This window comes from Rubrivivax albus, assembly GCF_004016515.1.
GTDB classification, from domain to species: domain Bacteria; phylum Pseudomonadota; class Gammaproteobacteria; order Burkholderiales; family Burkholderiaceae_C; genus Rubrivivax; species Rubrivivax albus.
This window is the reverse complement of sequence record NZ_SACT01000001.1, coordinates 497,915-521,287: the sequence shown is the minus strand read 5'-3', so window position 1 is coordinate 521,287 and position 23,373 is coordinate 497,915. Positions and strand designations below refer to the sequence as shown.

General features: G+C 73.1%; 17 protein-coding genes. 8 read left to right on the top strand and 9 right to left on the bottom strand.

Annotated elements, in window-relative coordinates; translation table 11 throughout:
* The first annotated feature begins 18 nt into the window (after positions 1-18).
* A complete protein-coding gene (locus ENE75_RS02400) occupies positions 19-1,755 on the top strand; it encodes a hypothetical protein (protein ID WP_128195250.1) in 1,737 nt (578 codons plus the stop codon).
* On the opposite strand, the gene ENE75_RS02395 is transcribed toward ENE75_RS02400, so the two are convergent.
* Entirely contained in the window at positions 1,746-2,270 is a 525-nt protein-coding gene (locus tag ENE75_RS02395; protein ID WP_233258882.1) for a MarR family winged helix-turn-helix transcriptional regulator, read from the bottom strand. The genes ENE75_RS02400 and ENE75_RS02395 overlap by 10 nt on opposite strands.
* Positions 2,271-2,358: 88 nt before the next feature.
* Between ENE75_RS02395 and ENE75_RS02390 the strand changes: the two genes are divergently transcribed.
* Positions 2,359-3,342 carry a tripartite tricarboxylate transporter substrate-binding protein gene (locus ENE75_RS02390; RefSeq protein WP_128195248.1) on the top strand — a complete coding sequence of 328 codons (984 nt, stop codon included), beginning with the start codon at positions 2,359-2,361 and terminating at the stop codon, positions 3,340-3,342.
* Positions 3,343-3,370: 28 nt separating this feature from the next.
* Positions 3,371-4,927: a sulfatase-like hydrolase/transferase gene (locus ENE75_RS02385; protein ID WP_310733590.1), complete on the top strand. Its 1,557-nt coding sequence runs from the start codon at positions 3,371-3,373 to the stop codon at positions 4,925-4,927.
* A gap of 12 nt (positions 4,928-4,939) precedes the next feature.
* On the opposite strand, the gene ENE75_RS02380 is transcribed toward ENE75_RS02385, so the two are convergent.
* Positions 4,940-5,758 carry a response regulator transcription factor gene (locus tag ENE75_RS02380; protein ID WP_128195246.1) on the bottom strand — a complete coding sequence of 273 codons (819 nt, stop codon included), beginning with the start codon at positions 5,756-5,758 and terminating at the stop codon, positions 4,940-4,942.
* A gap of 196 nt (positions 5,759-5,954) precedes the next feature.
* Between ENE75_RS02380 and ENE75_RS02375 the strand changes: the two genes are divergently transcribed.
* Positions 5,955-7,454, top strand: coding sequence for an aminotransferase-like domain-containing protein (locus ENE75_RS02375; protein WP_128195244.1), 1,500 nt, complete (start codon positions 5,955-5,957; stop codon positions 7,452-7,454).
* Between the two features lie 78 nt (positions 7,455-7,532).
* Here the strand turns inward: ENE75_RS02375 and ENE75_RS02370 are convergent, their stop codons facing one another.
* Together ENE75_RS02370 and ENE75_RS02365 are read right to left on the bottom strand one after the other, a co-directional pair.
* Complete coding sequence (locus ENE75_RS02370; protein ID WP_128195242.1) at positions 7,533-10,118, bottom strand: TonB-dependent receptor plug domain-containing protein; 2,586 nt, start codon at positions 10,116-10,118, stop codon at positions 7,533-7,535.
* A gap of 212 nt (positions 10,119-10,330) precedes the next feature.
* Entirely contained in the window at positions 10,331-11,143 is an 813-nt protein-coding gene (locus ENE75_RS02365) for a DUF429 domain-containing protein (protein ID WP_128195240.1), read from the bottom strand.
* Positions 11,144-11,246: 103 nt separating this feature from the next.
* On the opposite strand from ENE75_RS02365, the gene ENE75_RS02360 reads away from it, so the two are divergent.
* The gene (locus ENE75_RS02360; protein ID WP_128195238.1) at positions 11,247-12,089 is read left to right on the top strand and encodes a mechanosensitive ion channel family protein; all 843 of its coding nucleotides are present in this window, start codon (positions 11,247-11,249) and stop codon (positions 12,087-12,089) included.
* Here ENE75_RS02360 and ENE75_RS02355 read toward each other — a convergent pair whose 3' ends face one another.
* A complete protein-coding gene (locus ENE75_RS02355) occupies positions 12,090-12,971 on the bottom strand; it encodes an EamA family transporter (RefSeq protein ID WP_128195236.1) in 882 nt (293 codons plus the stop codon).
* Positions 12,972-13,014: 43 nt separating this feature from the next.
* On the opposite strand from ENE75_RS02355, the gene ENE75_RS02350 reads away from it, so the two are divergent.
* On the top strand, positions 13,015-14,046 hold the full coding sequence (locus tag ENE75_RS02350) for an asparaginase (protein ID WP_128195234.1): 1,032 nt from the start codon (positions 13,015-13,017) through the stop codon (positions 14,044-14,046).
* Between the two features lie 6 nt (positions 14,047-14,052).
* Here ENE75_RS02350 and ENE75_RS02345 read toward each other — a convergent pair whose 3' ends face one another.
* Genes ENE75_RS02345 through argG form a run of 3 tightly spaced genes read right to left on the bottom strand, consistent with a single transcriptional unit; the run spans position 14,053 to position 18,392 of the window.
* Positions 14,053-15,150 (bottom strand): DUF2855 family protein, encoded by a 1,098-nt coding sequence (locus tag ENE75_RS02345; RefSeq protein ID WP_128195232.1) that lies wholly within the window; start codon positions 15,148-15,150, stop codon positions 14,053-14,055.
* A 24-nt stretch (positions 15,151-15,174) separates the two neighbouring features.
* The gene (locus tag ENE75_RS02340) at positions 15,175-17,040 is read right to left on the bottom strand and encodes a gamma-glutamyltransferase family protein (protein WP_199232230.1); all 1,866 of its coding nucleotides are present in this window, start codon (positions 17,038-17,040) and stop codon (positions 15,175-15,177) included.
* A gap of 11 nt (positions 17,041-17,051) precedes the next feature.
* Positions 17,052-18,392, bottom strand: a complete 1,341-nt coding sequence (gene argG / locus ENE75_RS02335) for an argininosuccinate synthase (protein ID WP_128195227.1) — start codon at positions 18,390-18,392, stop codon at positions 17,052-17,054.
* A gap of 77 nt (positions 18,393-18,469) precedes the next feature.
* On the opposite strand from argG, the gene ENE75_RS02330 reads away from it, so the two are divergent.
* The gene (locus ENE75_RS02330; RefSeq protein ID WP_128195225.1) at positions 18,470-19,384 is read left to right on the top strand and encodes an alpha/beta fold hydrolase; all 915 of its coding nucleotides are present in this window, start codon (positions 18,470-18,472) and stop codon (positions 19,382-19,384) included.
* Here ENE75_RS02330 and ENE75_RS02325 read toward each other — a convergent pair.
* On the bottom strand, positions 19,365-20,132 hold the full coding sequence (locus ENE75_RS02325; protein ID WP_128195223.1) for a methyltransferase domain-containing protein: 768 nt from the start codon (positions 20,130-20,132) through the stop codon (positions 19,365-19,367). The two genes, ENE75_RS02330 and ENE75_RS02325, sit on opposite strands and share 20 nt — an antisense overlap.
* 108 nt (positions 20,133-20,240) lie before the next feature.
* On the opposite strand from ENE75_RS02325, the gene ENE75_RS02320 reads away from it, so the two are divergent.
* Entirely contained in the window at positions 20,241-23,366 is a 3,126-nt protein-coding gene (locus ENE75_RS02320) for an ATP-binding protein (RefSeq protein WP_128195221.1), read from the top strand.
* Positions 23,367-23,373 lie beyond the last annotated feature (7 nt).

Genomic DNA, 23,373 nt, shown 5'->3' with positions numbered 1-23,373 from the left:
GCGCACACTGCGCCCACCATGACCGACGACGACCTCAACCTGACGCAGTGGAGCGCTGTCGTCGCCCTGCTGGTGGTGCTGCTGGTGCCGCTGGCGGTGGCTGGTGCCGCGTGGGCGCGGCGCCGCTACGTGCGGGCCATCACCGCGCTGCAGGCGGACCTGGCCCGTGGTGACGGCGGCGTCCAGCTGCACCGGCCCACGGCGCCGCCGAACCGCACGCCGCTGGACATCGACCTGATGGACGCGGACCAGGTTGCCGCTGCCACTGGTGGCACGCCAGCCACCGGTGCCCGGCGGCTGCGCCGGCGCGTCCTGGGCGTGCAGTTCACCGCCGGCCTGCTGTACTGGTGGCTGCTGCTGTGCGTGCTGCTGGTGGCCGGTGTGGTCTGGTGGCAGATGAGCGGCGAACCGGCGCTGGGCGACCCGGCGAGTGACGAGGGGGCTGCCAACCTGGCCGAGACGCTCGCGACCCAGCTGGTGCTGTGGCCGCTGCTGGTGCTGCCCGCCGTGCTCGGCTGGGCCTTCCAGGCCGGCCTGCCGGAGGACCGGGTGTGGCTCGGCGCCGGCCTGACTGTGGCGGCCTTCGGGCTTGGCCTGGTCGGCAGCGGGGCGGAGCTGGGGGCGGCACTGGTGCTGGCCACCGCCGCGGCCATGCTCGCGGCCCTGCTGGCGGCCTTCCTGCGGCCGGCGGTGCGCGGCGCCGGGCCACCGCTGGTGGCGGCGTTGACCATCGGCCTCGTCGTCTTCGCCTTCGGCGTGGCCTTTGCGGCGGCCTTCGACGACGGCGAGGACAGCGAGACCACCGCCGAGGACTGGCTCTGGGCCAGCCTGTACCTGCTGCTCGTGCTGGGCCTGGCCGGTGCCGCCGCCTGGCGCATGTTGCTGCGCCTGGCCCGCCGATACGAGGAGCGCCGGTTCAGCGACCAGCAGATGGCGCTGCACGCCTACTGGGCGCTGATCACCGGCTGGTGCGGCGCGCTGGTGCTGGCGGTGTCCTTCGACGCCCGCACCCAGCATGCGATGGAATGGATGGCCGCCGTGGTGCTGGTGGCATGGTTCGGCTGGCGCGCGCTGGAGCGCGTGGCGCTGTGGTGGGCCCGCCGCGGTGCACCGGCACCGTGCGGTGCCCTGCTGATGCTGCGCGTGTTCAAGCCCAGCGCGCGCAGCGAGGCCTTCACCGACCGCTTCCTGGCGCGCTGGCGGTTTGCGGGCCCCACCTGGATGATCGCCGGGCCCGACCTGGCCGGCGGCCACCTGGAACCCGACGAGTTCTTCGCCTTCCTGCGGGGCCGGCTGCGCGAGCACTTCATCGTCGATCCCGCCGAGATCGCACCGCGCCTGCAGTCCCTGGACAGCACGCGTGACCCCGACGGCCGCTGCCGGGTGCACGAGCTCTTCTGCAGCAACGCCACCTGGCGCGAGACCGTGCTCGCGCTGATGGACCGTGCCGGCGCCGTGCTGCTGGACCTGCGCGAGTACCACCCTGGCCGCCTGGGCACCCGCTTCGAACTCGAGGCCGTGCTGCAGCGCGTGCCGCTGCAGCGGCTGGTGGTGCTCGTGGCCGCCGGCGACGACCCGGCGGTGGTGGAGGCCGAGGTCCGCGACGCCTGGCGCCTGGTGGACCCGCGCGGCCGCAGCGACGAATCACCGCGGCTGACCGTGCTGTCGGTGGACCAAGGCAGCGCGGCCGAGATGCACGGCCTGCTGGCCGCCTGCGCCGCGGCCACCACCGGCGCGGGGGACACTCAGCGCTGAGGCCGCACGCGCCGCGAGCCGCCGGCACGGCGGTCGGCACGCACGTCCTGCACCAGCTCGGCATTGAGGGTGCGCGCCCGGGCTGTCAGCGCGGTCAGCAGCTGGTCGAGCTGGCCGATCGCGCGGTCGTCCACCGCCTGCAGCACCGCCTGGTTGATGGCCGCCACCTGCGGGAACAACTCGTCGTGCAGCTGCCGGCCCGCCGCGGTGAGCGCCACGCGGGCCTGGCGCGCGTCGCCCGGCAGCGGCACCCGCGCGAGCAGGCCCTTGGCCACCAGGGCGCCGATGGCACGGCTGGTGCGCGGGCGGTCCAGCTGCGCTTCGTCGGCCAGCGCCGACGGCGACAGCTCGCCCCGCGCCGCCAGCAGGCCGATCAAACGCCACTCGCGCCGGGCGATGCCGTAGCGCCCTTCCAGCAGACGGATCACCGGCGCGCCGCTGAGCGCGTGCAGCTGCAGCAGTCGGTAGTTCAGCAGGTCGTCCAGCGACCGCGGGTGGCGCAGGCTCAGGGTCATCCCGGGGCAGAGTTGTTTTCAACAACTCTAGGCCCGGGGCGTAGATTGCCGTCACCGCACAACCCCTGATGACGACGGAGACCAGCCCATGAACCGCCAGCGCTTCCTGACCACCCTGCTCTCGACCGCGGTGGCCGCCGCGGCCGCCACCCTGGCCGCGCCGGCATGGGCCCAGCAGGGCGTGGTGAAGGTCATCGTCGGCTACCCGGCCGGCGCCACCAGCGACGCGCTGGCGCGCGTGGTGGCCGAGCACATGGCCGGCACGCTGAAGCAGACCGTCATCGTGGAGAACAAGCCCGGCGCGGGCGGGCGCATCGCCAACGAGCTCGTGAAGGCCGCGCCGGCCGACGGCACCACGCTGCTGATGACGCCGGTGGCCACGATGGGCATCTTCCCGCACAGCTTCGCCGGCCAGCTGCGCTACGACCCGTTCAAGGACTTCGCGCCGGTGGCCCACCTCAGCAGCTTCCAGGTCGGCCTGGGCGTGGCCACCAACGTGCCGGCCAAGTCCCTGGCCGAGTACGTGGCCTGGGTGAAGAGCGACCCGCAGAAGAACGGCTTCTACGGCTCGGCCGCGCCGGGCAGCATCCCGCACTTCTTCGGCGTGATGTTCGGCCGCGCCGCCGGCCTGCCGATGACGCACGTGCCGTACAAGGGCACGGCCGCAGCCATGCAGGCGCTGGCCGCCGGCGAGATCTCGGCCCTGTCCACTGTGGCCGCCGACATCCGCGCGCTGGTGCAGAGCGACCGTGCCCGCCTGCTGGCCGTGGCCGGCGACCAGCGCGACCCGGCCTTCGGCAACGTGCCCACCTTCAAGGAGCTGGGCTACGACCTGGTGGCCAAGCCCTGGTACGCGATGTTCGCGCCCGGCGGCACGCCGCCGGAGGTGCTGAAGAAGCTGTCCGCTGCCGCAATGGCCGCGGTGGCCGACCCGGCACTGAACAAGCGGCTGGTGGACATGGGGCTGGAGCCCACCGGCTACGGCCCGGACCAGCTGGCCGGCATCCTGAAGGCCGACTACGACCGCTGGGGCGAGGTGATCCGCGCCTCGGGCTTCAAGCCCGGCCAGTGACGTCACGGCCGCCAGCACACGGGAGGCCGTGGTGAACGTGCTCTTCATCATGGCCGACCAGTTGCGCTGGGACCACCTGGGCTGCGCCGGCCACCCCTGCCTGAAGACGCCCAACCTGGACGCGCTGGCCGCGCGCGGCGTGCGCTTCGCCAACGCCTTCGTCAACAGCGGCGTCTGCGGGCCGAGCCGGATGTCGTATTACACCGGCCGCTACCCGATCAGCCACGGCGCCACCTGGAACCGGGTGCCACTGTCGGTGGGCGAGGTCACGCTCGGCGAGATGCTGCGCGGAGCCGGCCACCGCCTGGCGCTGGCCGGCAAGACGCACGTGATGCCCGACCGCCAGGGCCTGGCGCGCCTGCAGCTCGAAGGCGGCAGCGAGCTGGCCACGCTGCTGGAACGCGGCGGCTTCGAGGAGATCGACCGCTACGACGGCCACCACACGCCGGGCGACGAGAGCGGCTACCCGGCCTACCTGCGCGCCCACGGCTACGACAGCGCCGACCCGTGGAGCGACTTCGTCATCTCGGCCGTGGACGCCGAGGGCTCCGTGGTCAGCGGCTGGCACATGCGCCACTGCCACCTGCCGGCGCGCGTGCGCGAAGCGCATTCCGAGACGGCCTACATGACCGACCAGGCCATCGGCTTCGTGCAGCGCATGGGCCGGCAGCCCTGGGTGCTGCACCTGAGCTACGTGAAGCCGCACTGGCCCTACATGGCGCCGGCGCCCTACCACGCGATGTACACGGCCGACCAGTGCCTGCCGGTGGTGCGCAGCGCCGCCGAACGCGAAGCGGAGCACCCCGTGCTCGCGGCCTACCGCCAGCAGGAGGAGAGCGTCAGCTTCCAGCGCGACGACTGCATCCGCACCGTGCGCCCGGCCTACCAGGGCCTGATCACGCAATTGGACGACCACCTGGGCCGGCTCTTCGATGCCCTGGCGGCGCAGGACGTGCTCGACGACACGCTGGTGATCTTCACCGCCGACCACGGCGACTACCTGGGCGACCACTGGCTGGGCGAGAAGGAGCTGTTCCACGACACGGTGCAGAAGGTGCCGCTGATCGTGGCCGACCCACGCGCCGCGGCCGACGCCACGCGCGGCACGGTGGACCCGCGCTTCGTCGAGTCGGTGGACATCGTGCCCACCATCCTCGACGCGATGCAGGTGACGCAGCCGGCGCAGCGCCTGGAAGGCCGCAGCCTGCAGCCGCTGCTGCACGGCGAGCACCCGGCGGACTGGCGCGACATGGCCTACAGCGAGCTGGACTACAGCTACCGCCAGGCCCGGCTGACCCTGGGCCGCCCGGTGGACCGCTGCCGCGCCTTCAGCCTGCGCACCGCGCGCTGGCGCTACGTCTACTGGCTGGACCTGCCGGAGCAGCTCTACGACCTGCAGGCCGACCCCGACGAGTTCCACGACCTGGGCCGCGACCTGGCCACCGCCGACGTGCGCGCACAGCTGCGCGACCGGCTGCTGGCCTTCCTGGCTGCACGGCGGCACCGCACCACGGTCAGCGACGCGCAGGTGGCCGCCGCCACCGCCGGGCACAAGCGCGCCGGCGTGTTCTACGGCCAGTGGTGAGGCGGCGCTCGCTCAGGCCGTGACCACGGCGCCGAGGGCCGGGCGTTCGGTGCGCGGCACCCAGGGCCAGCGCAGCCCGGACGCCGCCGGTGTCACGCCGATCTCCAGCGTGTAGCCGCGCCCGCGTACGCCTTCGATGTCCAGCCCGTCGACGCGTGCCTCGCGCAGGCGGCGGCGCAGGCGCGCCACGTAGACGTCCACGCTGCGCGCCTGCAGGTCGCGGCCGCCGCCGGCCGCCTGCGCCAGTGCGTCACGCGTGACCACGTGACCCGGCTGGGCCCCCAGGCAACGCAGCAGCGCCACCTGCAGCGCCGTCAATTCGACGTGCCGGTCGGCGCGCTGCAGCCGGCGCGCCGCCTCGTCCAGCGTCCAGCCGCCCAGTGCCAGCGGTGCCGGTTCGGGCTGCCCCCGCGCTGCATCGCGTTGCCGCAGCACCGCCACCAGGTGCGCGCGCAGCCGGCGCGCCGTCAGTGGCCCGGCCAGCCAGGCATCGGCACCGAGTTCCAGCGCGATCACCTCGTCGACCTCGTCGGCCGCGCCGGCGGCCACCAGCACCGGGCAGCCCAGCGTCTGGCGCAGCGCATCGATGTCGCGCGGCGCCGGGCCGCCTTCGCACTCGGCCCGCAGCACCACGGCATCGAAGCGTGCATGGGCGGCCGCACGCTGCGCGGCGGCCATGTCCGGCAGCCACAGGCAGCGCCAGCCGGCACGCGCCATGGCACCGGCCACGTCGGCCTCGCCGGGCAGCACGGGGCCGACGAAGAGCAGCAGGCGCCGCACGCCGGGTGGCACGGCGTCGACGGACGCAGGGGGGTGGGCAGGAAAGGTCACGCCACCATGATCGGCGCCGACGCCGAACCGGCGCAAGGTCCATTGCGTGGCCCTGGCCAGGGCCAATGTGCGCCAATGCCGTCCTTCGCGCCAGACTGCGACTCGTCCCCTGCCTGCCGTCGTTCGTCGCCACCCCCTCGTGTCCGCGGCCACGTCGGCGCATGATGTGTTCACCGCCGCCGCAGGAGCAGAACACGTGACCAAGCGGGCCAGCGGCCCCCTGCTGACGACGATGGGCGAGGACGCGCAGCAGTTGCGCGGCCGCCGCGCCCAGGTCTACCGCACGGTGATCGACCAGATCCGCGCGGGCGTGCTTGCGCCCGGCGCACGGCTGCCGTCGGCACGCCAGCTCGCCCGCGAATGGCGCGTGGCGCGCGGCGTCATCGACGAGGCCTTCGCCCAGCTGCAGGCCGACGGCCTGGTGGAACGCCGGGTCGGCGACGGCAGCTACGTGCGCCACGACGTGCCGGTGGCGCAGATCCAGCCGGCGCCGGAGACGGCCCCCGAAGCCAACGAGGCCGCGCGGCGGCGGCTGGAGCAGTTCTCGCCCTACATGGCGCTGGCGCGTGCCTTCGAGCTGCCGCGCCAGCAGTTCCACCCGCCGGTGCTGCACCCGCGGGCCTGGCCGGAAGCGGAGTTCCCGCTCGAGCGCTGGCGGCGGCTGGTCAACGCCGCGCTGCAGGAGGAGTGGCGCGACCACCTCGGCTACGGCCCCACCGCCGGCCTGCCCACGCTGCGCTCGGCCATCGCGCGCCACGTGGCGCTCACACGCGGGCTGCACTGCACGGGCGAGCAGGTCATCGTGGTCAACGGCCCGCTGCAGGCCATCGAGACCATCGCCCGCGTGCTGCTCAAGCCCGGTGATGCGGTGCTGGTGGAGGACCCCAGCCACCCCAGCCTGCCGCTCCTGCTGGAGATGCTGCACGCGCGCGCCGTGGGCGTGCCGCTGGACGACGAGGGCTTCGACATCGCCACCGGCATGGCGCTGGCACCCGACGCGCGCCTGGCCTACCTGCACCCGCTGGCCCAGTTTCCGCTGGGCACGCCCACCTCGCGCGCGCGCGGCGACGCGCTGCTGGCCTGGGCGGCCGAACACCAGCGCTGGATCGTCGAGGGCTGCTTCAACGACGAGTTGGTGCACCGCCCACCGGCGCCACCGGCGCTGATGGCGCGTGACGCCGCCGAACGCGTGATCCTGATGGGCACCTTCGAAGGCGTCATGTTCCCGTCGCTGCGCATCGGCTACCTGGTGGTGCCGCAGCGCCTGGCCGACGTCTTCATCACCGCGCGCGGCCCGCTGGGCGACCACACGCCGGTGGCCCAGCAGCTGGCGCTGGAGGCCTTCATCGACGGCGGCCACCTGAGCGCCCACCTGCGCACGCTCCGGGAAGCGCTGGGCGCACGCCGCGAGGCCTTCCGCCAGGCGGTGCGCCGCTGGCTGCCGGCCGACGTGATCCTGGGCCGCACCGACACCGCCTGGCACGCCTGCCTGCACCTGCCGCCGCACTGGCGCGACGTGGACCTGGTGCAGGCGCTGCGCCGGCGCCGCATCGGCGCCGAGGCGCTCTCCACCCGCTGCTGGCAGGCCACCCACTTCAACGGGCTGGTGGTGGCCTACCCGGCCTGGACTGCGTCGGAACTGGACGCCGCCGTGCGTGGCATCGCCGAGGTGCTGGAGGCGATGCCGCGCGGCTGAGCGCGAGCGGCCTTGCGGGATGGCCTCTCACGCTCCGGGCCTCCAGGCCGGATGCACCGCACCCGGCCCGGGCTGCGCTCAGAAGCTGTACTTCGCCGTCACGTAGCCGAAGCGGCCGCGCGCCGAGTACACCTCGGCGAAGCCCATCTGCGAGTAGCTGTTGCTGGACGCGTTCTGCACGCTCAGCGGCGGCGCGTTGTCGAGCACGTTCTTCATGCCGGCGGTGAACTCCCAGCCCGCCAGACCGCTGTACGACACCTGCAGGTCCAGTTCCTCGTGCGCGTGCACCTTGCGGGTGCCCGCCGGCAGCGGGAAGCCGCGGTCGGTGTCCCAGAAGCCGCCCACCGTGCGCCAGGCGCCGAAGACCGCCCAGGCGCCGACGCTGCTGGTCACCGAGAAGCTGTTGCGGAAGCGGGGGATGGCGTAGGTGCCGTTGAACTCCGTCCAGTCCGCACCCGCCGAGTCCTTGGTTTTGTTGGTGGTGTAGTAGGTCAGCAGGTTGCGGATGCTCAGGTTGCCCAGCAGCGTGCCGGGCAGGCGCAGCCGGGCGTCCACGTCCACGCCCGCGGTCTCGCGTTCGGCGATGTTCTGCAGGTTGGTGAACACGCGCACCCGCGGCCCGTCGTTCTGCCAGAAACCCTGCTCGATGGCGCTGGCGATGGTGGGCGTGGAGATGTCGTCCTCCTTGGTGATCTTCCACCAGTCGATGCTGGCGTTGAAGTGGCGCCCAGCCTCGAAGATCACACCCAGGTTGAAGGTCTTGCCCTTTTCCGGCTTCAGGTCGGGGTTGGAGCCGTTGACCTGGAACGCGTTGACCAGGCAGGTCTCGTTGCCGTCGCCGTCGTCGGTCACCGGCACGCCCAGCAGACGGCAGAGGTCGGGCTCGGTGATCGTGGTCGCCCCTTCCTCGGTGGCACCGAAGAGCTGCTTGAGCACCGGGGCGCGGAAGCTCTCGGTGTACGACGCGCGGAACGCCAGCGTCGGCATCGGCGTGTACTTCAGGCCGATCTTCGGGCTCGTCTGGTTGTAGTTGTCGTAGTGGTCGTAGCGCACCGCCACCTGCCCTTCCAGGTTCTTCGCCAGCGGCACCTGCAGTTCGCCAAACACGGCGCTGAAGCTGCGCGACGCATCCACGGCCGACTGCTGGATGCTGCCCACCACCTGGCCGGCCTGGGTCAGCGCATCGGGCGTGTCGCGCAGCGACTCCTTGGTGTGCGAGAAACCCACCGCGTAGCGCAGCGTGCCGCCGGGCAGCTGCATCAGGTCCCCGCCGACCAGGCCGCTGAGCGTGGTCAGCTTGGATTCGCCGGTGCGCACCGGCGTGACCTTCAGCGAGTCCACCAAGGCCTGATCATTGGTCAGCACCGTGGGGTTGATGGAGCCGTCGCCGGTGGCGGCCAGCCAGAGGTTGGCGTCGAAGTAGTTGCTGTCCTCGTTCTTCACCTTGCTCACGCCGTGGCTGAGCGCGACCTTCCAGTCCAGGCCCGCGGTGTAGCCCTCGACGCCGAAGGCGGCGTTGAAGAAGTCCGAGGTGCGGCGGGTGGTGCGCGGCCCGCCCTGCATGAAGCGGCCGGCAATGTAGACGGTGTCGGTGCCGTTGCCGTCGCCGTCCAGGATCTCGTACGGGCGCTGCGCCTCGTCGGTGATCGGCACGATGAAGTAGTCCGGCACCGGGTGGGCCTCGAACAGGTCCTTCGACGTGGAGAACGTGCCTTCGGCGAACAGCCGGATGTCGTCGGTGAGCGCCACGTTGCCCACCAGCAGCGCGCTGAGACGGTCGGCGCCGTTGTACGAGGTCAGGATGCTCTGGTTGAAGTCGTAGCGGCAGATGTTGCCGGCCCCCAGTTGGTCGGCCGGGCAGGCGGTGTAGGGGATGCCCACCGGCGCGCCGGTGCCGGGATCGACCACGTTGCCATAGGGCGAGAAGCTGCTGCGCCGGTCGCCGGCGCCGACGTCGCGGAAGTCCACCGAATCGGTGAGGTCGCGGTCCTTGCGGAAGATCGGGTCGCGCTTGAACACGTCCACGCCCACCAGCACGTTGTAGCGGTCCTTCATCAGGTCGCCGAAGCCGAAGGCCATGCCCACGCGCTTCTCGGTGCCGTCGCTGCGGCTGCTGGTGCCGTAGTTGGCGGTGAGCTCCAGGCCCTGGTAGTCGGTGCGCGTGATGAAGTTGATGACGCCGGCCACGGCGTCGGCGCCGTAGATGGCCGAGCCGCCGTCCTTCAGGATCTCGATGCGCTCGATGGCGCCGATGGGCAGCGAGTTGACGTCGAAGGCCGCGCCCGCGCCCGAGGAGTCGTACAGCGCATTGACCGGCACGCGGCGTCCGTTGAGCAGCACCAGCACCTCGCTTTCGCTGAGGCCGCGCAGCAGCACGTTGGCCGTGCCCGACCCGGCCGGCGAGTTCGACGAGATCTCGCCCTGGTCGAAGATGTCGATCGACGGGATCGAGCGCAGCAGTTCGTTGACGTTGGACGCGCCGCTGCGCTCGATGTCCTGGCGGTTGACGATCTCCACCGGTGCCGGCCCTTCGGCGTTGGCGCGCTTGATGGCCGAGCCGGTGATCTCGACGCGCTGTGCCGGTGCGCTCTGCTGCGCCAGCGCCGCGGTGCCGGTGCTGGCCAGCAGGGCGGCCAGGGCGATGCGTGACAGGGGGAATGACATGGTCCGTGGACTCCGACGGTGAAGAAATGGGTCGGGCCAGTCTTCCGGCGTGACAGGCTGTCACACACGCGGGGCCACCCGAACCGGCGGTGGCGCCCGGGTGCGCATGGCGATGCGACGCCACCGCAACGTCGCGTGGCGGCGACAGTGGCGTGCCGTGTGACTTCTTGGTGACGCGCCGGCGTGCCCGCCGCCGTGCGTTCGGTGCGCGATCAGCGCGCGCCGAGGATCCAGCCTTCCACCGCGTCCACCTGCGGCGGCTGCGCCAGGGCCGGCTGGCCGGCGGCCCACGCAGCCTGCACCAGACAGAGCACGGCATCGAGCCGGTCACCGCTGGCGTCGGCCACCAGCGACTCACGCAGCGCATGGCCGAGCTTGAGCCGCGGTGCGCCGAGGTACGGTGCAGGCACGCGGCCCTGCTCCAGCGCGTCGACGAGGTCGATGCGAGCGATCAGGCGGTCGGACTCGTCGCTGTTCTTGTACGAGCGCCGCCCCAGCACCGCATGCGCCAGCGCCCCGGGGTAGCCCTCCAGCGCCTGGCGCTGCGGGTCGGCCGCGTGCAACCCCGGCAGCGACACGCCCGCGGCCAGCAGCCGCGACAGCCCTTCGAACCACATGAAGCCCACCGGCACGTAGCGCGTCTGCAGCGGGCTGGTGGAGCGCAGGCCGGGGCCGAGCGCGAGGTCGGTGGCGCGGTGCGGCAGGCCCTGGCCCCAGCCGTCCACCAGCGCCCGGAAATCCATGCGCGCGGCACAGCGCGCGTGCACGGCGGCGCTGACCTCGGCCACCGTGGCGCCCAGCGCCTGCGCGTCGACGAAGGCCCGCGGCAGGCCAAACGGGAAGTCAAACGCGCCCATCCAGGGGCCGGGCTCGGCCAGCACGGCCTCGAAGGCCGGCATCGACACCAGGGCCTCGACGGCGTCGAGCCGCAGCACGCCGACCGCGAGCCGGCCGCGGGCCACGGTGATGGGCTTGCGCCGCGTGGGCGCACTGGTGAAGTCGACGCCGAGCAGGTGGAGGGTCATCGGACAGGGAACGTGGGATGAAGGGCGGGATGCCAGGGTAGCCAGGTGCGGATCAGCGGCGCGCCCTGAAGGCCCGCCGAAGGCGGGCTAAGCTCGGCCGCCTATGAACGACATCCTGCAACGCTACACCGAACAACTGCCCGCCCTGCTGATCGCCTGGGGCGGCAACCTCGCCGGCGCGCTGATCACGCTGGTGGTCGGCTTCACGATCGCCGGCTGGGCCGGCCGCCTGGTGCGCAAGGCGCTGGGCCGCTCCGACAAGATCGACCCGGTGTTCCACCCGCTGGCCGGCAAGATCGTGCGTCTGGTCATCATGGCCTTCACGGTGATCGCCGTGCTCGGCCGCTTCGGGGTGGAGACCGCGAGCCTGATCGCCGCCGTGGGTGCCGCCGGCCTGGCCATCGGCCTGGCCCTGCAGGGCACGCTGAGCAACGTGGCCGCCGGCGTGATGATCCTGCTGCTGCGGCCCTTCAAGATCGGCGATGCGGTCAACATCGGCGGCAGCGTCTACGTGATCGACAGCATCGGCTTCTTCGCCTGCCGCGCCCACCTGCCCGACGGGCCCAAGGCGTTCATCCCGAACGCCGAGATCTGGGGCAAGACGCTGGTCAACCTGTCGGAGACCGACCAGGACCTGCGCCGCATCGACCAGACCTATGGCATCGCCTACGGCGACGACATCGACACCGCCATCGCCATCCTGCAGCGCGTGGTCGCCGCCGACCCGCGTGTGCGCACCGAGCCGGCCCCGCTGATCAAGGTGCAGGCGCTGGCCGACAGCTCGGTCAACATCCTGCTGCGCGTGTGGACGGCGCGCACGGACTGGTGGGACACCCAGCTGGATCTGATGAAGGACGCCAAGCAGCAGCTGGAGGCCGGCGGCATCACGATCCCGTTCCCGCAGCGGGAACTGCACGTGATCCAGGCAGCGGCGCCACGCGCCTGATCACGCCGCCGCCAGCAGCGCCACCCCACCGGCGATGCAAGCCGCCCCGGCCAGCCGCAGCCAGCGGTCGCCCTCGCCCAGCAGGCGCCCGCCGATGAGCGCGGCGAACAGCAGCGACACCTCGCGCGCCGGCGACACCAGGGACATCGGCGCCATCGTCAGCGCGTACAGCACCATCACGTAGCCGATGGGCGCCAGCACCGCGCCCACCAGGGCGTAGCGCCACTGCGTGCGCCACACGGCCTGCTGGCCACCCGCATCGCGCCGCCAGCGCCCCACTTCGCCCGGCAGCAGGAAGGGCAGGCGCAGCAGGTTGGTCAGCCAGTCCAGCAGGATGGGCGAGATCAGCATCACCTTGACCGCGTAGCCGTCCAGCACCGAGTAGCCGGCGATGAACAGGCCGGTGAGCCCGCCCCAGCGCAGGCCGGCACGCAGGCGGGCGTCGGCCGAGGCGCGCAGCAGGCGCGGCCCGCCGGCGAGCACGAAGACGCCGCCGCAGACCGCGGCCACGCCCAGCCCGCCCAGCCACCCGGGCCGTTCGCCCAGCAGCAGCACGGCCACCAGCACCGTGATCAGCGGCCCGGTGCCGCGCGCCACCGGGTAGACCACGGTGAGGTCGGCCTCGCGGTAGCCGGTGAGCAGGCAGCGGTAGTAGCCCAGGTGGACCAGCGTCGTGGCGAGCACGAAGCCCCACTGTGCGGCGGTCAGCGCCCAGAGCTCGTGCCAGCACAGCGCCATTGCCAGCGGTGCCCAGAGCACGCCCACCATCGCCGCGCCCATGACCATGAAGCTGTCGCCGCCACCGGCCTTCTTGGCGGCGATGTTCCAGGTGGCGTGCAGCAGCGCAGCGCACAGCACCAGGGCCAGGGCGGTGGTGGACATCGTGCGATTCTGGGGCGGGCGGCGGGCCGCTACAGTCGCGCGCATGACAAGCAATCCGGTTCTCGTCGAGGTGCTGCGCGGCGGCGCCGTGGAGTCGCGCCACCGCGGCGCGCTGGCCGTGGTGGACGCCACGGGCACCCTGCACACCGTGCTGGGCGACATTGACCGCCCGGTGTTCCCGCGGTCGGCCGTCAAGCTGCTGCAGGCGCTGCCGCTGGTGGCCAGCGGCGCGGCCGACACGCTGGGCCTGAACGATGCCGAACTGGCGCTGGCCTGCGCTTCCCACGGCGGCGAGCCGGAGCATGCCCAGACGGCCGCGGCCATGCTGGCCAAGGCCGGGCTGGACGTGGCGGCGCTGGAGTGCGGCACGCACTGGCCGTACAACGAAGCGGCGCAGCGCGCACTGGCGCGTGAAGGTGCGGCGCCCAGCGCGCTGCACAACAACTGCTCCGGCAAGCACAGCGGCTTCGTCTGCCTGGGCTGCGCGATGGACAAGACCGGCGATGCGCGCGGCTTCCTGCGCGGCTACGTGCAGCCGGATCACCCGGTGATGCGCGAGGTGACCGCGGCGCTGCAGGCCACCACCGGGTTCGACCTGCGGCAGACGGCGCGCGGCACCGACGGCTGCTCCATCCCCACCTACGCCATCCCACTGCGCCACCTGGCGCATGCCTTTGCCAGGGTGGCCAGCGGCCAGGGCCTGTCGGCCGACCATGCGCGCGCCGCGAAACGCCTGCGCCAGGCCATCGCCGCCGCGCCCTTCATGGTGGCGGGCAGCGGCCGGCTGGACACGCGGCTGATGGCGCACTTCGGCGAGCGCCTGTGCTGCAAGGTGGGCGCCGAGGGCGTGTACTGCGCCGCGCTGCCCGAACTGGGCCTGGGCCTGGCGATCAAGATGGACGACGGCAACACCGCCCGCGCCGCCGAGGTGGTGCTGGCCGGGCTGCTGCACACGCTGATGAAGGCCGAAGGCGACGACGCGGCGCTGCTGCGCAGCGTGTGGGACGCGCCGCTGAGCAACTGGAACGGGATCGAGGTGGGGCGGTTGAGGGTTGCGGCGAGGCCGGGGGGCTGATCGCGCTCAGGCGCCGCGCCCCCACACCATCACATGCCCCGCCGCCGGATCGTCCCGGCCGCCCAGCACCTGCCCATGCAACGCCGCCAGCCCGGCCGGCGCCGCGTGCTCGACCACACGCACCCAAGGCGCCGGCCCGGCCGTCACCCGCATCAGGTGCGAGCGCCAGGCGTCGGCCAGGCGCTGCTCGAAGGCCTCCGGCCCCCAGTCGCCCAGGCGCTTCTTCACCTGCGCCGGGGCGAAGAACAGCACCGGCCTGGGCCCCGGCAGGTCGCGTGTGCCCGAGAGCTGATCCACGTGCGTGCCGCCCACAGAACAGCTGTAGGACAGCGCCGGCAGGTGCGCGTGCACGCGCCGGCGCAGCGCGCCGTTGCCGGCGAAGTCCACGTACACCGCAGGCGCGTCGGGCGCCAGCGTCTCCAGGTCGTCGTAGGCCAGCACGCGGTGGTGGGCGCCCAGGCGTTCGCAGTACGCGCGGTTGGCGGGCGATGTGAGGCCCACCACCTCCACGCCGCCGCGTGCGTGCAGCAGCGCCGCGGTGGCGCTGGCGGTCTTGCTGCTGGCCGACGACAGCAGCACGCGGGCGGCGCCAAAGAAGCCCGCGTCGGCCAGGAAGTCGTCGATCAGCCAGCTGGTGGTGAACAGCGGGCGCAGCAGCGCCTGCAGGTCTTCGCTGTCGCGGGTGTACAGCGGGTCCGCGTTGCAACGCAGCAGCTGGTTGTAGACGGCGGGCAGGCTGGCGCGGTGCGCACTGCCGTCGGCAAACCCGGCGGCACGCAGCCGGGTGGGCGCCAGCACCGCGTGACTGGCGCTGGGCCAGTAGCCGTACAGGCGCTCGCCCACGGCCACGCCGGGGTGCAGGCTCTGCACCACGTCGCCGAAGCCCCAGACCGGGATGTTGCCCCAGGCGTCGTCGCCCGTCGGGTAGAAGGCCCAGTACTGCATCGCGTCACCGAAGGCGGCGTAGGTGATGTTGTTGGCCGTGTAGGCGCAGCGGTCCACACGCACGCGCACCTCGCCGTCGGCCAGCGGCGTGGCCTCGCGTTCGATGCATCGGGTCTCGGCCAGCGCCTGTTTGCGCACCTGGAAGTGGGTCTCGCTCATCGTCTGTCTCCGGTCATCTGCCCTTCAGTCGCCCAGCGCCTGGCCTTCGCGCCGCGGGTCCACGCCGCCCTGCCAGCCGCCGGGCACGCGCAGGATCGTGGCCACGCCGCTGGCCATGGGCATGCGCACCACGCGGTGGCCGCGTGCGCGCAGCGCGGCCTCCAGCGCGTCGAGTGTCGCGCCGTCCGGGTGGTCACGCTCCAGCACGGTGGCGGGGGTGTTGAAGGCGCCGACGCGCGGCATCTCGTTCGCGGCCTGCGCGTCGAGCCGCCCTTCCTGCAGCGCCAACAGGGTCTGGGCGACGAAGGCGATGATGGCCGCGCCGCCGGGCGACCCGGTCACGGCCCGCAATGCACCACGGGTGCCGTCAGAGGCACGGTCGAAGACCAGTGTCGGCGCCATCGAGCTGCGCGGGCGCTTGCCGCCCGCCAGCCGGTTGGCCACCGGGCCGTCGGCGTCGGCCGGCTGGGCCGAGAAGTCGGTGAGCTGGTTGTTGAGCACGAAACCGCGCACCACGCGCCACGAACCGAGGCTTGATTCCACCGTGGTGGTCATGGCCACGGCATTGCCCCAGCGGTCGACGATGGAGACGTGCGAGGTGCCGTGTTCGACGCCGGCATGCGTGCCACGTGCGACGGCGTCGAAGCGGCCGGCCGGCGCCACGCCCAGGCTGCGGTCGGGCTGGATCAGCGCGGCACGGCGGTGCAGGTAGGCCGGATCCAGCAGCGTGGCGGCGCCCTGGCCCGGCAGCGGGACGAAATCGGTGTCGGCCACGTAGCGGTTGCGGTCGGCAAAGGCCAGGCGCAGGGCCTCGACGAGGCGGTGCACGGCGTCGGGCCCGGGTGAGGCCGGCGGCGCGGCGGCCAGCAGGCCCAGCACCTGGCCCACCGCGATGCCGCCGGAACTCGGCGGCCCCATGCCGCAGACCTCCCACTGCCGGTAGGCGCTGCACACCGGCGCGCGTTCGACGGCCCGGTAGCCGGCCAGGTCGGCCACCGTCATGCGGCCCGGGGTCAGCGGCCCCGGCGCGGCCGGGCCGGCCTGCGTGCGCTGCACCTCGGCGACGATGTCGTCGGCGATGGGGCCGCGGTAGAAGGCACCGGCGCCGTCGGCCGCCAGCGTGCGCAGCGTGGCGGCGTAGGCCGGATTCTTCAGCAGGCTGCCGGCGGTACGCGGGCTGCCGTCGGCGTGCAGGAACAGCGCGGCGGCTTCGGGGTCGCGCAGCAGCTGGGCACGGTGCGTGGCGATGGCGTCGGCCATGCGCTGCGGCACCGGGAAGCCGCGCTCGGCCAGGCCGATGGCGGGGTCGAAGGCCCGGGCCCAGGGCAGGCGGCCGTGCTGCAGGTGCAGCGCCTCCAGCGCGCGCAGCGCGCCGGGCACGCCGATGCTGCGGCCGCTGGCGCGCACGTCGGGCAACGGCGCGCGGCGGTCGTCGGTCGAGATCCAGCGCAGGTCGTCGGGCAACGCGGCGGCGGGTGCGGTCTCGCGGCCGTCCCAGGTCTGCACACGGCCGGCGGCATCCACGTGCACGATGAAGGCGCCGCCGCCCAGTCCGGAGCTCTGCGGCTCCACCAGGCCCAGCACCGTTTGCACGGCCAGGGCCGCATCCGCGGCCGAGCCGCCGGCGCGCAGCGTGGCCAGGCCCACCTCGCTGGCCAGCGGGTGGGCGGTGGCCACCAGGTGCTGCGCCGCCCGCACCGGCTGCAGGCCGGTACGCCAGCCGGAGGCACGCTCGGGCGCGGCGGGGATCGCAGGTGTGGGCTGCGCCGAAGCAGCAGGCGCCACTGAGGCCGGCGCCGGTGGGTCTGCCGGCTGCGGCAGGCCGGTGCAGGCGCCCAGCAGCAGCGCCGCGGCCAGCGGTGCCGCCAGCGCACCAGCCTGCCGCCGCAGACGCACGGCCGTCAGCCCTCGCCGGCCGGCTTGTCCAGCAGCGGGATCGAGCCGCTCGCGCCACGCAGCAGGCCGGTGCTGCTGTAGATGCCCAGCTTGTGGCGCGTGTCCTGGATGTCGAGGTTGCGCATCGTCAACTGGCCGATGCGGTCGGCCTGCGTGAAGGGCGCGTCCTCCACCTTCTCCATGCTCAGCCGCTCGGGCGCGTAGGTGAGGTTGGGGCTCTCGGTGTCGAGGATGCTGTAGTCGTTGCCGCGGCGCAGTTCCAGCGTCACGGTGCCGGTGATCGCGCGCGCCACCCAGCGTTGTGCGGTCTCGCGCAGCATCAGGCACTGCGGGTCGAACCAGCGGCCCTGGTAGAGCAGCCGGCCCAGGCGCATGCCGTTGATGCGGTACTGCTCGATGGTGTCCTCGTTGTGGATGCCGGTGACCAGGCGCTCGTAGGCGGTGTGCAGCAGCGCCATGCCCGGGGCCTCGTAGATGCCGCGGCTCTTGGCCTCGATGATGCGGTTCTCGATCTGGTCGCACATGCCCAGGCCGTGGCGGCCGCCGATGCGGTTGGCCTCCTCGAACAGTGCCACCGCGTCACCGAACGTGCGGCCGTTCAGAGCCACCGGCTGGCCTTCCTCGAAGGTGACGCTCACCGTTTCGGGCTTGACCTCGACCTCGGGCTTCCAGAAGGCCGCGCCCATGATCGGGTTGACGATGTTGACGCTGGCGTTCAGGTACTCCAGGTCCTTGGCCTCGTGGGTGGCGCCGAGCATGTTGCTGTCGGTGCTGTAGGCCTTCTCCACCGACATCTTGTAGTCGAAGCCGTGGGCGACGAGGTATTCGCTCATCTCCTTGCGGCCGCCCAGCTCGTCGATGAAGCGCTGGTCCAGCCAGGGCTTGTAGATGCGCAGCGACGGGTTGGCCAGCAGCCCGTAGCGGTAGAAGCGCTCGATGTCGTTGCCCTTGTAGGTGCTGCCGTCGCCCCAGATGTTGACGCCGTCCTCGCGCATGGCCACCACCAGCGCGGTGCCGGTGACGGCGCGACCCAGCGGCGTGGTGTTGTAGTAGGTGGCGCCGCCGGTCTTCACGTGGAAGGCGTTGCACTGGATGGCCGCGATGCCCTCGGCCACCAGCTGCGCGCGGCAGTCCACCAGGCGCGCGATGTCGGCGCCGTAGGCCAGGGCCTTCTTCGGGATGGCGTCGTAGTCGCTCTCGTCGGGCTGGCCCAGGTTGGCCGTGTAGGCGCAGGGGATGGCGCCCTTCTGGCGCATCCAGTGCACCGCGGCGGACGTGTCCAGGCCGCCGGAGAAGGCGATGCCGACACGCTCGCCGGCGGGCAGGGTTTGCAGGATGTGGCTCATGCCGCAATTGTCGCAGCGTCGCGGCGGGCTTGACCTGGCCCTGGGCGCCTGAAAGAGCCGCGGGTCAGAATGCGGCGATGAGCTCCACCGTCCCCCCTGCCCTGCCCGGCGAACGCCTGGCCCTGGACGGCCCGGCCGGGCCGCTGACGGTCTACGTGCGGGGCCAGGGGCCGGCGCTGCTGCTGGTGCACAGCGTCAACGCCGCCGCCTCGGCCGCCGAGGTGCGGCCGCTGTTCGAACGGGCCGCGGCCACGCACACGGTGTTCGCGCCGGATCTGCCCGGGTTCGGCCTGTCCGACCGCAGCGACCGGCCCTACACCCCGCGGCTGATGACCGACGCGCTGCACCAGACGCTGCGTGCCGTGCGTGCGCGCTGCGGCGTTGCGCCGGTGGACGCGCTGGCGGTGTCGCTGGGCTGCGAGTTCCTGGCCCGCGCCGCGGTGGAGCAGCCGGCCGGCATCGGCCGCCTGGCGCTGGTCAGCCCCACCGGCTTCATGGGCTCACGCGCGTGGCGCGGCGCGCCCGGCAGCACGCGCACCGTGCCCGGCCTGCTGCCGCTGCTGCGCGGCCCCGGCTGGGGTGGCGCGCTGTTCCGCGGGCTGACGAAACCGGGCGTGATCCGCTACTTCCTGCGCCGCACCTGGGGCGCGCGCGAGATCGACGAGGCGCTGTGGGCCTACGACGTGCAGGTGGTGCGCGCGCCGGGTGCCGAGTTCGCGCCACTGCACTTCCTCTCGGGTGGCCTGTTCAGCGCCGACATCCACGACGTCTACGACGCGCTGGCGCAGCCGGTGTGGGTGGCCCACGGCGACCGCGGCGACTTCACCGACTACCGCGGCCTGGCCGCCTTTGCGCACAAGCCCAACTGGCAGGTGAGCCCGCTGCACGCCGGGGCGCTGCCACACTTCGAGCCGGCCAGCGGCTACCTGGAGGCCTTCGACCGCTGGCTGGCTGACGGGGCCAGCGCGGGCGTCAGCGCACCGCGACGATGAACAGCCGCCGGAACGGGAACAGCGTGCGCCCGTCGGCCAGTGGCGGGTAGGCGGCACGCACGCGCGCCGCGTAGTCGGCCTCGAAGGCCGCCGCCTCGTCTGGCGGCAGCGCTTGCAGGAAGCGCATCAGCCAGGTGCCCTTGGTGTACTCCTTCACCGGGTCGGGGCCGGTCAGGACCTGCTGGTACTCGGTCTCCCAGACATCCAACGCGGTGACGTGCGGCGCCAGCTGCTCGATGTACCAGCGCGGCTCGCCCACTGGCGGCGGCGTCACCAGTGGCGCCAGCCGCGCACGCCACGGGCCGTCCAGCGCCGTCGCATGGATGAGCTGGTGCGACGGCGCGCCGAAATTGCGCGGCATCTGCACGGCCAGCACGCCGCCGGGTGCCAGTTGCGAGAGCAGGGTCGGGAACAGGGTCACGTGGTCCGGCAGCCAGTGCAGCGCGGCGTTGGAGAAGATCAAGCCCGCTGGTGACGGAACCCGCCAGTGCCCAAGGTGGCCCTGCACCCAGCGCACCCGCGAGCAGGCGGGGGCTGCGCGCGCCAGCATGTCGGCACTGTCGTCGACACCGATCACTTCGGCCTGCGGCCAGCGTTCTGCCAGGCGCAGCGTGGCGCTGCCGGTGCCGCAGCCGAGGTCCACGGCCAGCGGCGCCGCCAGGTCGGCCGGCAGGCGGGCCATCAGGTCCAGCGCCGGCTGAAGCCGGGGGCCGGCGAACTTGAGGTATTGCTCCGGGTTCCAGGACATGGCGTGCTCCTCGGCATCGGCAGCACCGACGACAGGCCACCCATTGTGGGCGAGCGCCGCAGGGCAATCGCCTATGCTTGATGCGCCGCACGTCCCCAAGCACCCTGCATGCCCCCTCCGCCGCAACCCGCTGCCGATGTGGCCGCCGTCGCCGACGGCCCGCCCGTGCTGCGGTTGTTCGGCCCGCCGGCGTTGCAGGCCGGGTCGTCGCTGGTGCCCTTCACCGCCGAGCGGCGCTTCCAGTTGCTGACGGTGCTGGCGCTGGCCGATGGCCAGTGGATCGCGCGCGAGCGGCTGGGCCAGCTGTTGTGGCCGGCGCACGGCGCAGCGGCGGCGCGCAGCAACCTGCGCACGGTCGTGCACCGCGCCCGCCTGCTGCCAGGCGCCCAGGCGGTGGAAGCGACAGAGCATGCCGTGCGCTGGGTGGTCGACCACGATGTCCGGGCCTGCCTGTCGGCGCTCGGCAGCAGCGACCCCGACACCCGGGCCGACGCCGTGACGACGGCCGGCCAGCCGCTGCTGGAAGGGCTGGACGATCCGGCCAACCCCGCCTGGTCGGACTGGCTGGACAGCCAGCGCCGGCGGGTGGCAGCGGCCTGGCAATCCGCGGCCTGGGACTGGCTGGCGCAGGCGGCGGACCCGGCGGCCCGCGCGGCCCTGGCCGACCGGCTGCTGTCCCACGACGCCCTCGACGAGACGGCCATGACGGCCTGGTTGGAGGCCGCGATGGCCCGCGGGCAGGGAGCGGCCGCCCGCCAGCGCTTCCGGGCCTTTGCCCACCGGCTGGCCGAGGAGCTGGGCATCGAGCCGGCCCAGCACCTGCGTGACCTGATGGCCCGTCTGGACGGGTCGCCGCCGACCGCGGGGGCAACCCCGGACACGCCGTCAGGACGGCCGCGGATCGTGCCGCCCGACAGCGGCACCGACTTCGTCGGCCGGCAGCAGGAACGGGCGGAGGCGCAGGCGCTGCTGGCGCGCGCCGACTGCCGGCTGCTGACGCTGCTCGGGCCGGGCGGTGTCGGCAAGAGCCGCCTGGCGCGCGTGGTGGCGGGCCTGACCGGGGCCGAGGCTGCACACACCCGCACCGATTTCCCCGGGGGCGCCTGGTGGGTGGACCTTCAGGACCTGACGCAGGCCGCTGCCCTGCTGCCGCGCCTGGCCCAGCAACTGGGGCTGCAGACCCTGGACGAACCCACGGCCCTGGCCCAGGTGGCGGCCGCGCTGCCAGCACAGCGATGCCTGATGGTGCTGGACAACGCCGAACACCTGCTGGGCCTGCCCGGGGTCGACACGCTGCAGGCCGTGCTGGACGGGCTGCTGGCGGCTCACCCCGGCGTCTGCCTGCTGGTGACGTCCCGCGTGCGCCTTGGCGCGTCGGGGCCGCTGCAGGTCGCCGAGTGGCTGCTGCCGGTGCCCGGCCTGGCCGTGCCCGACGAGGACAGCCGCGACCTGGATGCCGCCTCGGCCTTCGACGCCGTGCAGCTCTTCGACCGGCGTGCGCGGCAGGCTGATCCGCGTTTCGCACTGGCGGCACACGTCGGTGCCGTGGTCGACATCGCCGCCGCCGTGGGTGGCATGCCGCTGGCCCTGGAACTGGCCGCCAGCTGGGTCCGCCTGATGCCGCCGGCTGCCATCGCCGACGAGCTGCGGCGTTCGCTGGACCTGCTGCAGCGCCACCCGAGCGCCGTCGGCCAGCCGGCACGGCCGGAGCATGTGAGCGTGCGTGACGTGCTGGCGCAGTCGGTGGCGATGCTGTCCCCGCTCGAGAGACAGGCCCTGGCCGCCGTGTCGATGTTCCAGGACGGCTTCAGCCGCGATGCCGCGCGCGCCCTGGGTCGCCTCACGGCCCTGCCGCTGCTGTCGGCGCTCACCGACCGGGGCCTGCTGGCCATCGACGCCGATGACCGTTTCCGCCTGCACCCGCTGGTGCAGACGCTGGGCGCCGAGCTGCTGGCCGCTGATCCGGCCCTGGCCACCGCCACGCGGCAGGCCCACGCCCGCCACTTCGCCCGGTACATGGCGGAACTCGCCCCGCTGACGCGCGGCAACCTGCGCCAGCTGGTGGTGGCCATCGACGCCGAGTTCGCCAACATCTGCCGCGCCTGGGACACGTCCCTGGAGGAGGCCCAGGGCGAGGCCCTTGGCCACATCGTGCGTGCCCTGTGGGTGTACTTCGAGGTGACCGGCCGGCTGCAGGAAGGCATCCGCCGGCTCCGCCCGGCGCTGCAGCGGCTGGAGTCGATGGCGGCGCACGACGCCCCGTCCGGCTGGGCCCTGTCGCGGCTGCGGCACGGCCTGTCGATGCTGATGCACCGCGGCGGGCACCAGGCCGACGGTCTGGCCGTGGCCGAGACCGGCATGGCCGCCGGCATCCAGGCCGCCGACCTGGAGGCACTGGTGGGCTGCCTGCTCAACAGCGGCAGCTGTCTGATGGCGCTGGGGCGCCTGACGGAGGCCCACGCCCGGTTCGAGCAGGCGCTGGCGCTGGCCCGCACGCACGACGACACCCACTGCGTCGCCTGGGCGTTGGGCAATCTGGCGGTCAGCCACAGCGCCCTGGGCGATGCCGACGCCGCGATCGCCCACGGTGAACAGGCGCTGCAGCTCGACCGGCAGCAGGGCAACCTGTACCAGGTGGCAGTGCACCTGGTGAACCTGGGCGGCGCGCAACTGGACGCCAACCGCCTGGCGGCCGCGATCGATTGGACACGGCAGGCCGTGCAGCACTGCCACGACCACGGGCTCACGCTCTTCGAGCTGCATGCGCGCAGCAACCTCGCGGGTTTCCTGATGCGCGACGGACGCGTGGACGAGGCGCGCGCGCTGACGCTGCAGTGCCTGCAGGCGGCGCGCGCGCAGGGTCTGCTCATCGTGCAGGCCATGCAGCTGACCATGCTGGCGCGCATGGAGGTGCGTGCCGGCCGTCTGGCCGCGGCGCTGCCGCCGATCCGAGAAGCCCTGGGCCTGGCCCGCGGACACGGCCTGCACAGCGAACTGCCCCTGGTCCTGCGCACCTGGGCGGCGCTGTGCGAGGCGCGGGGCCAGGTGGTGCAGGCGGCCCGCGTGCTGCAGTGCGCCATCGGCATGGCCGCCACGTCGCCGTCGGACGCACGGTTCTTCGGGCAGCTGCTGTCGGCGCTGCCGCTGGACGACCGGGCCCGTGCCGAGGCGGCCGAACAGCCGCTGACGCCCGACGAGGCGCTGGCCGACATCGAGGCCGACCGCCCGCGCTGACCGCTTG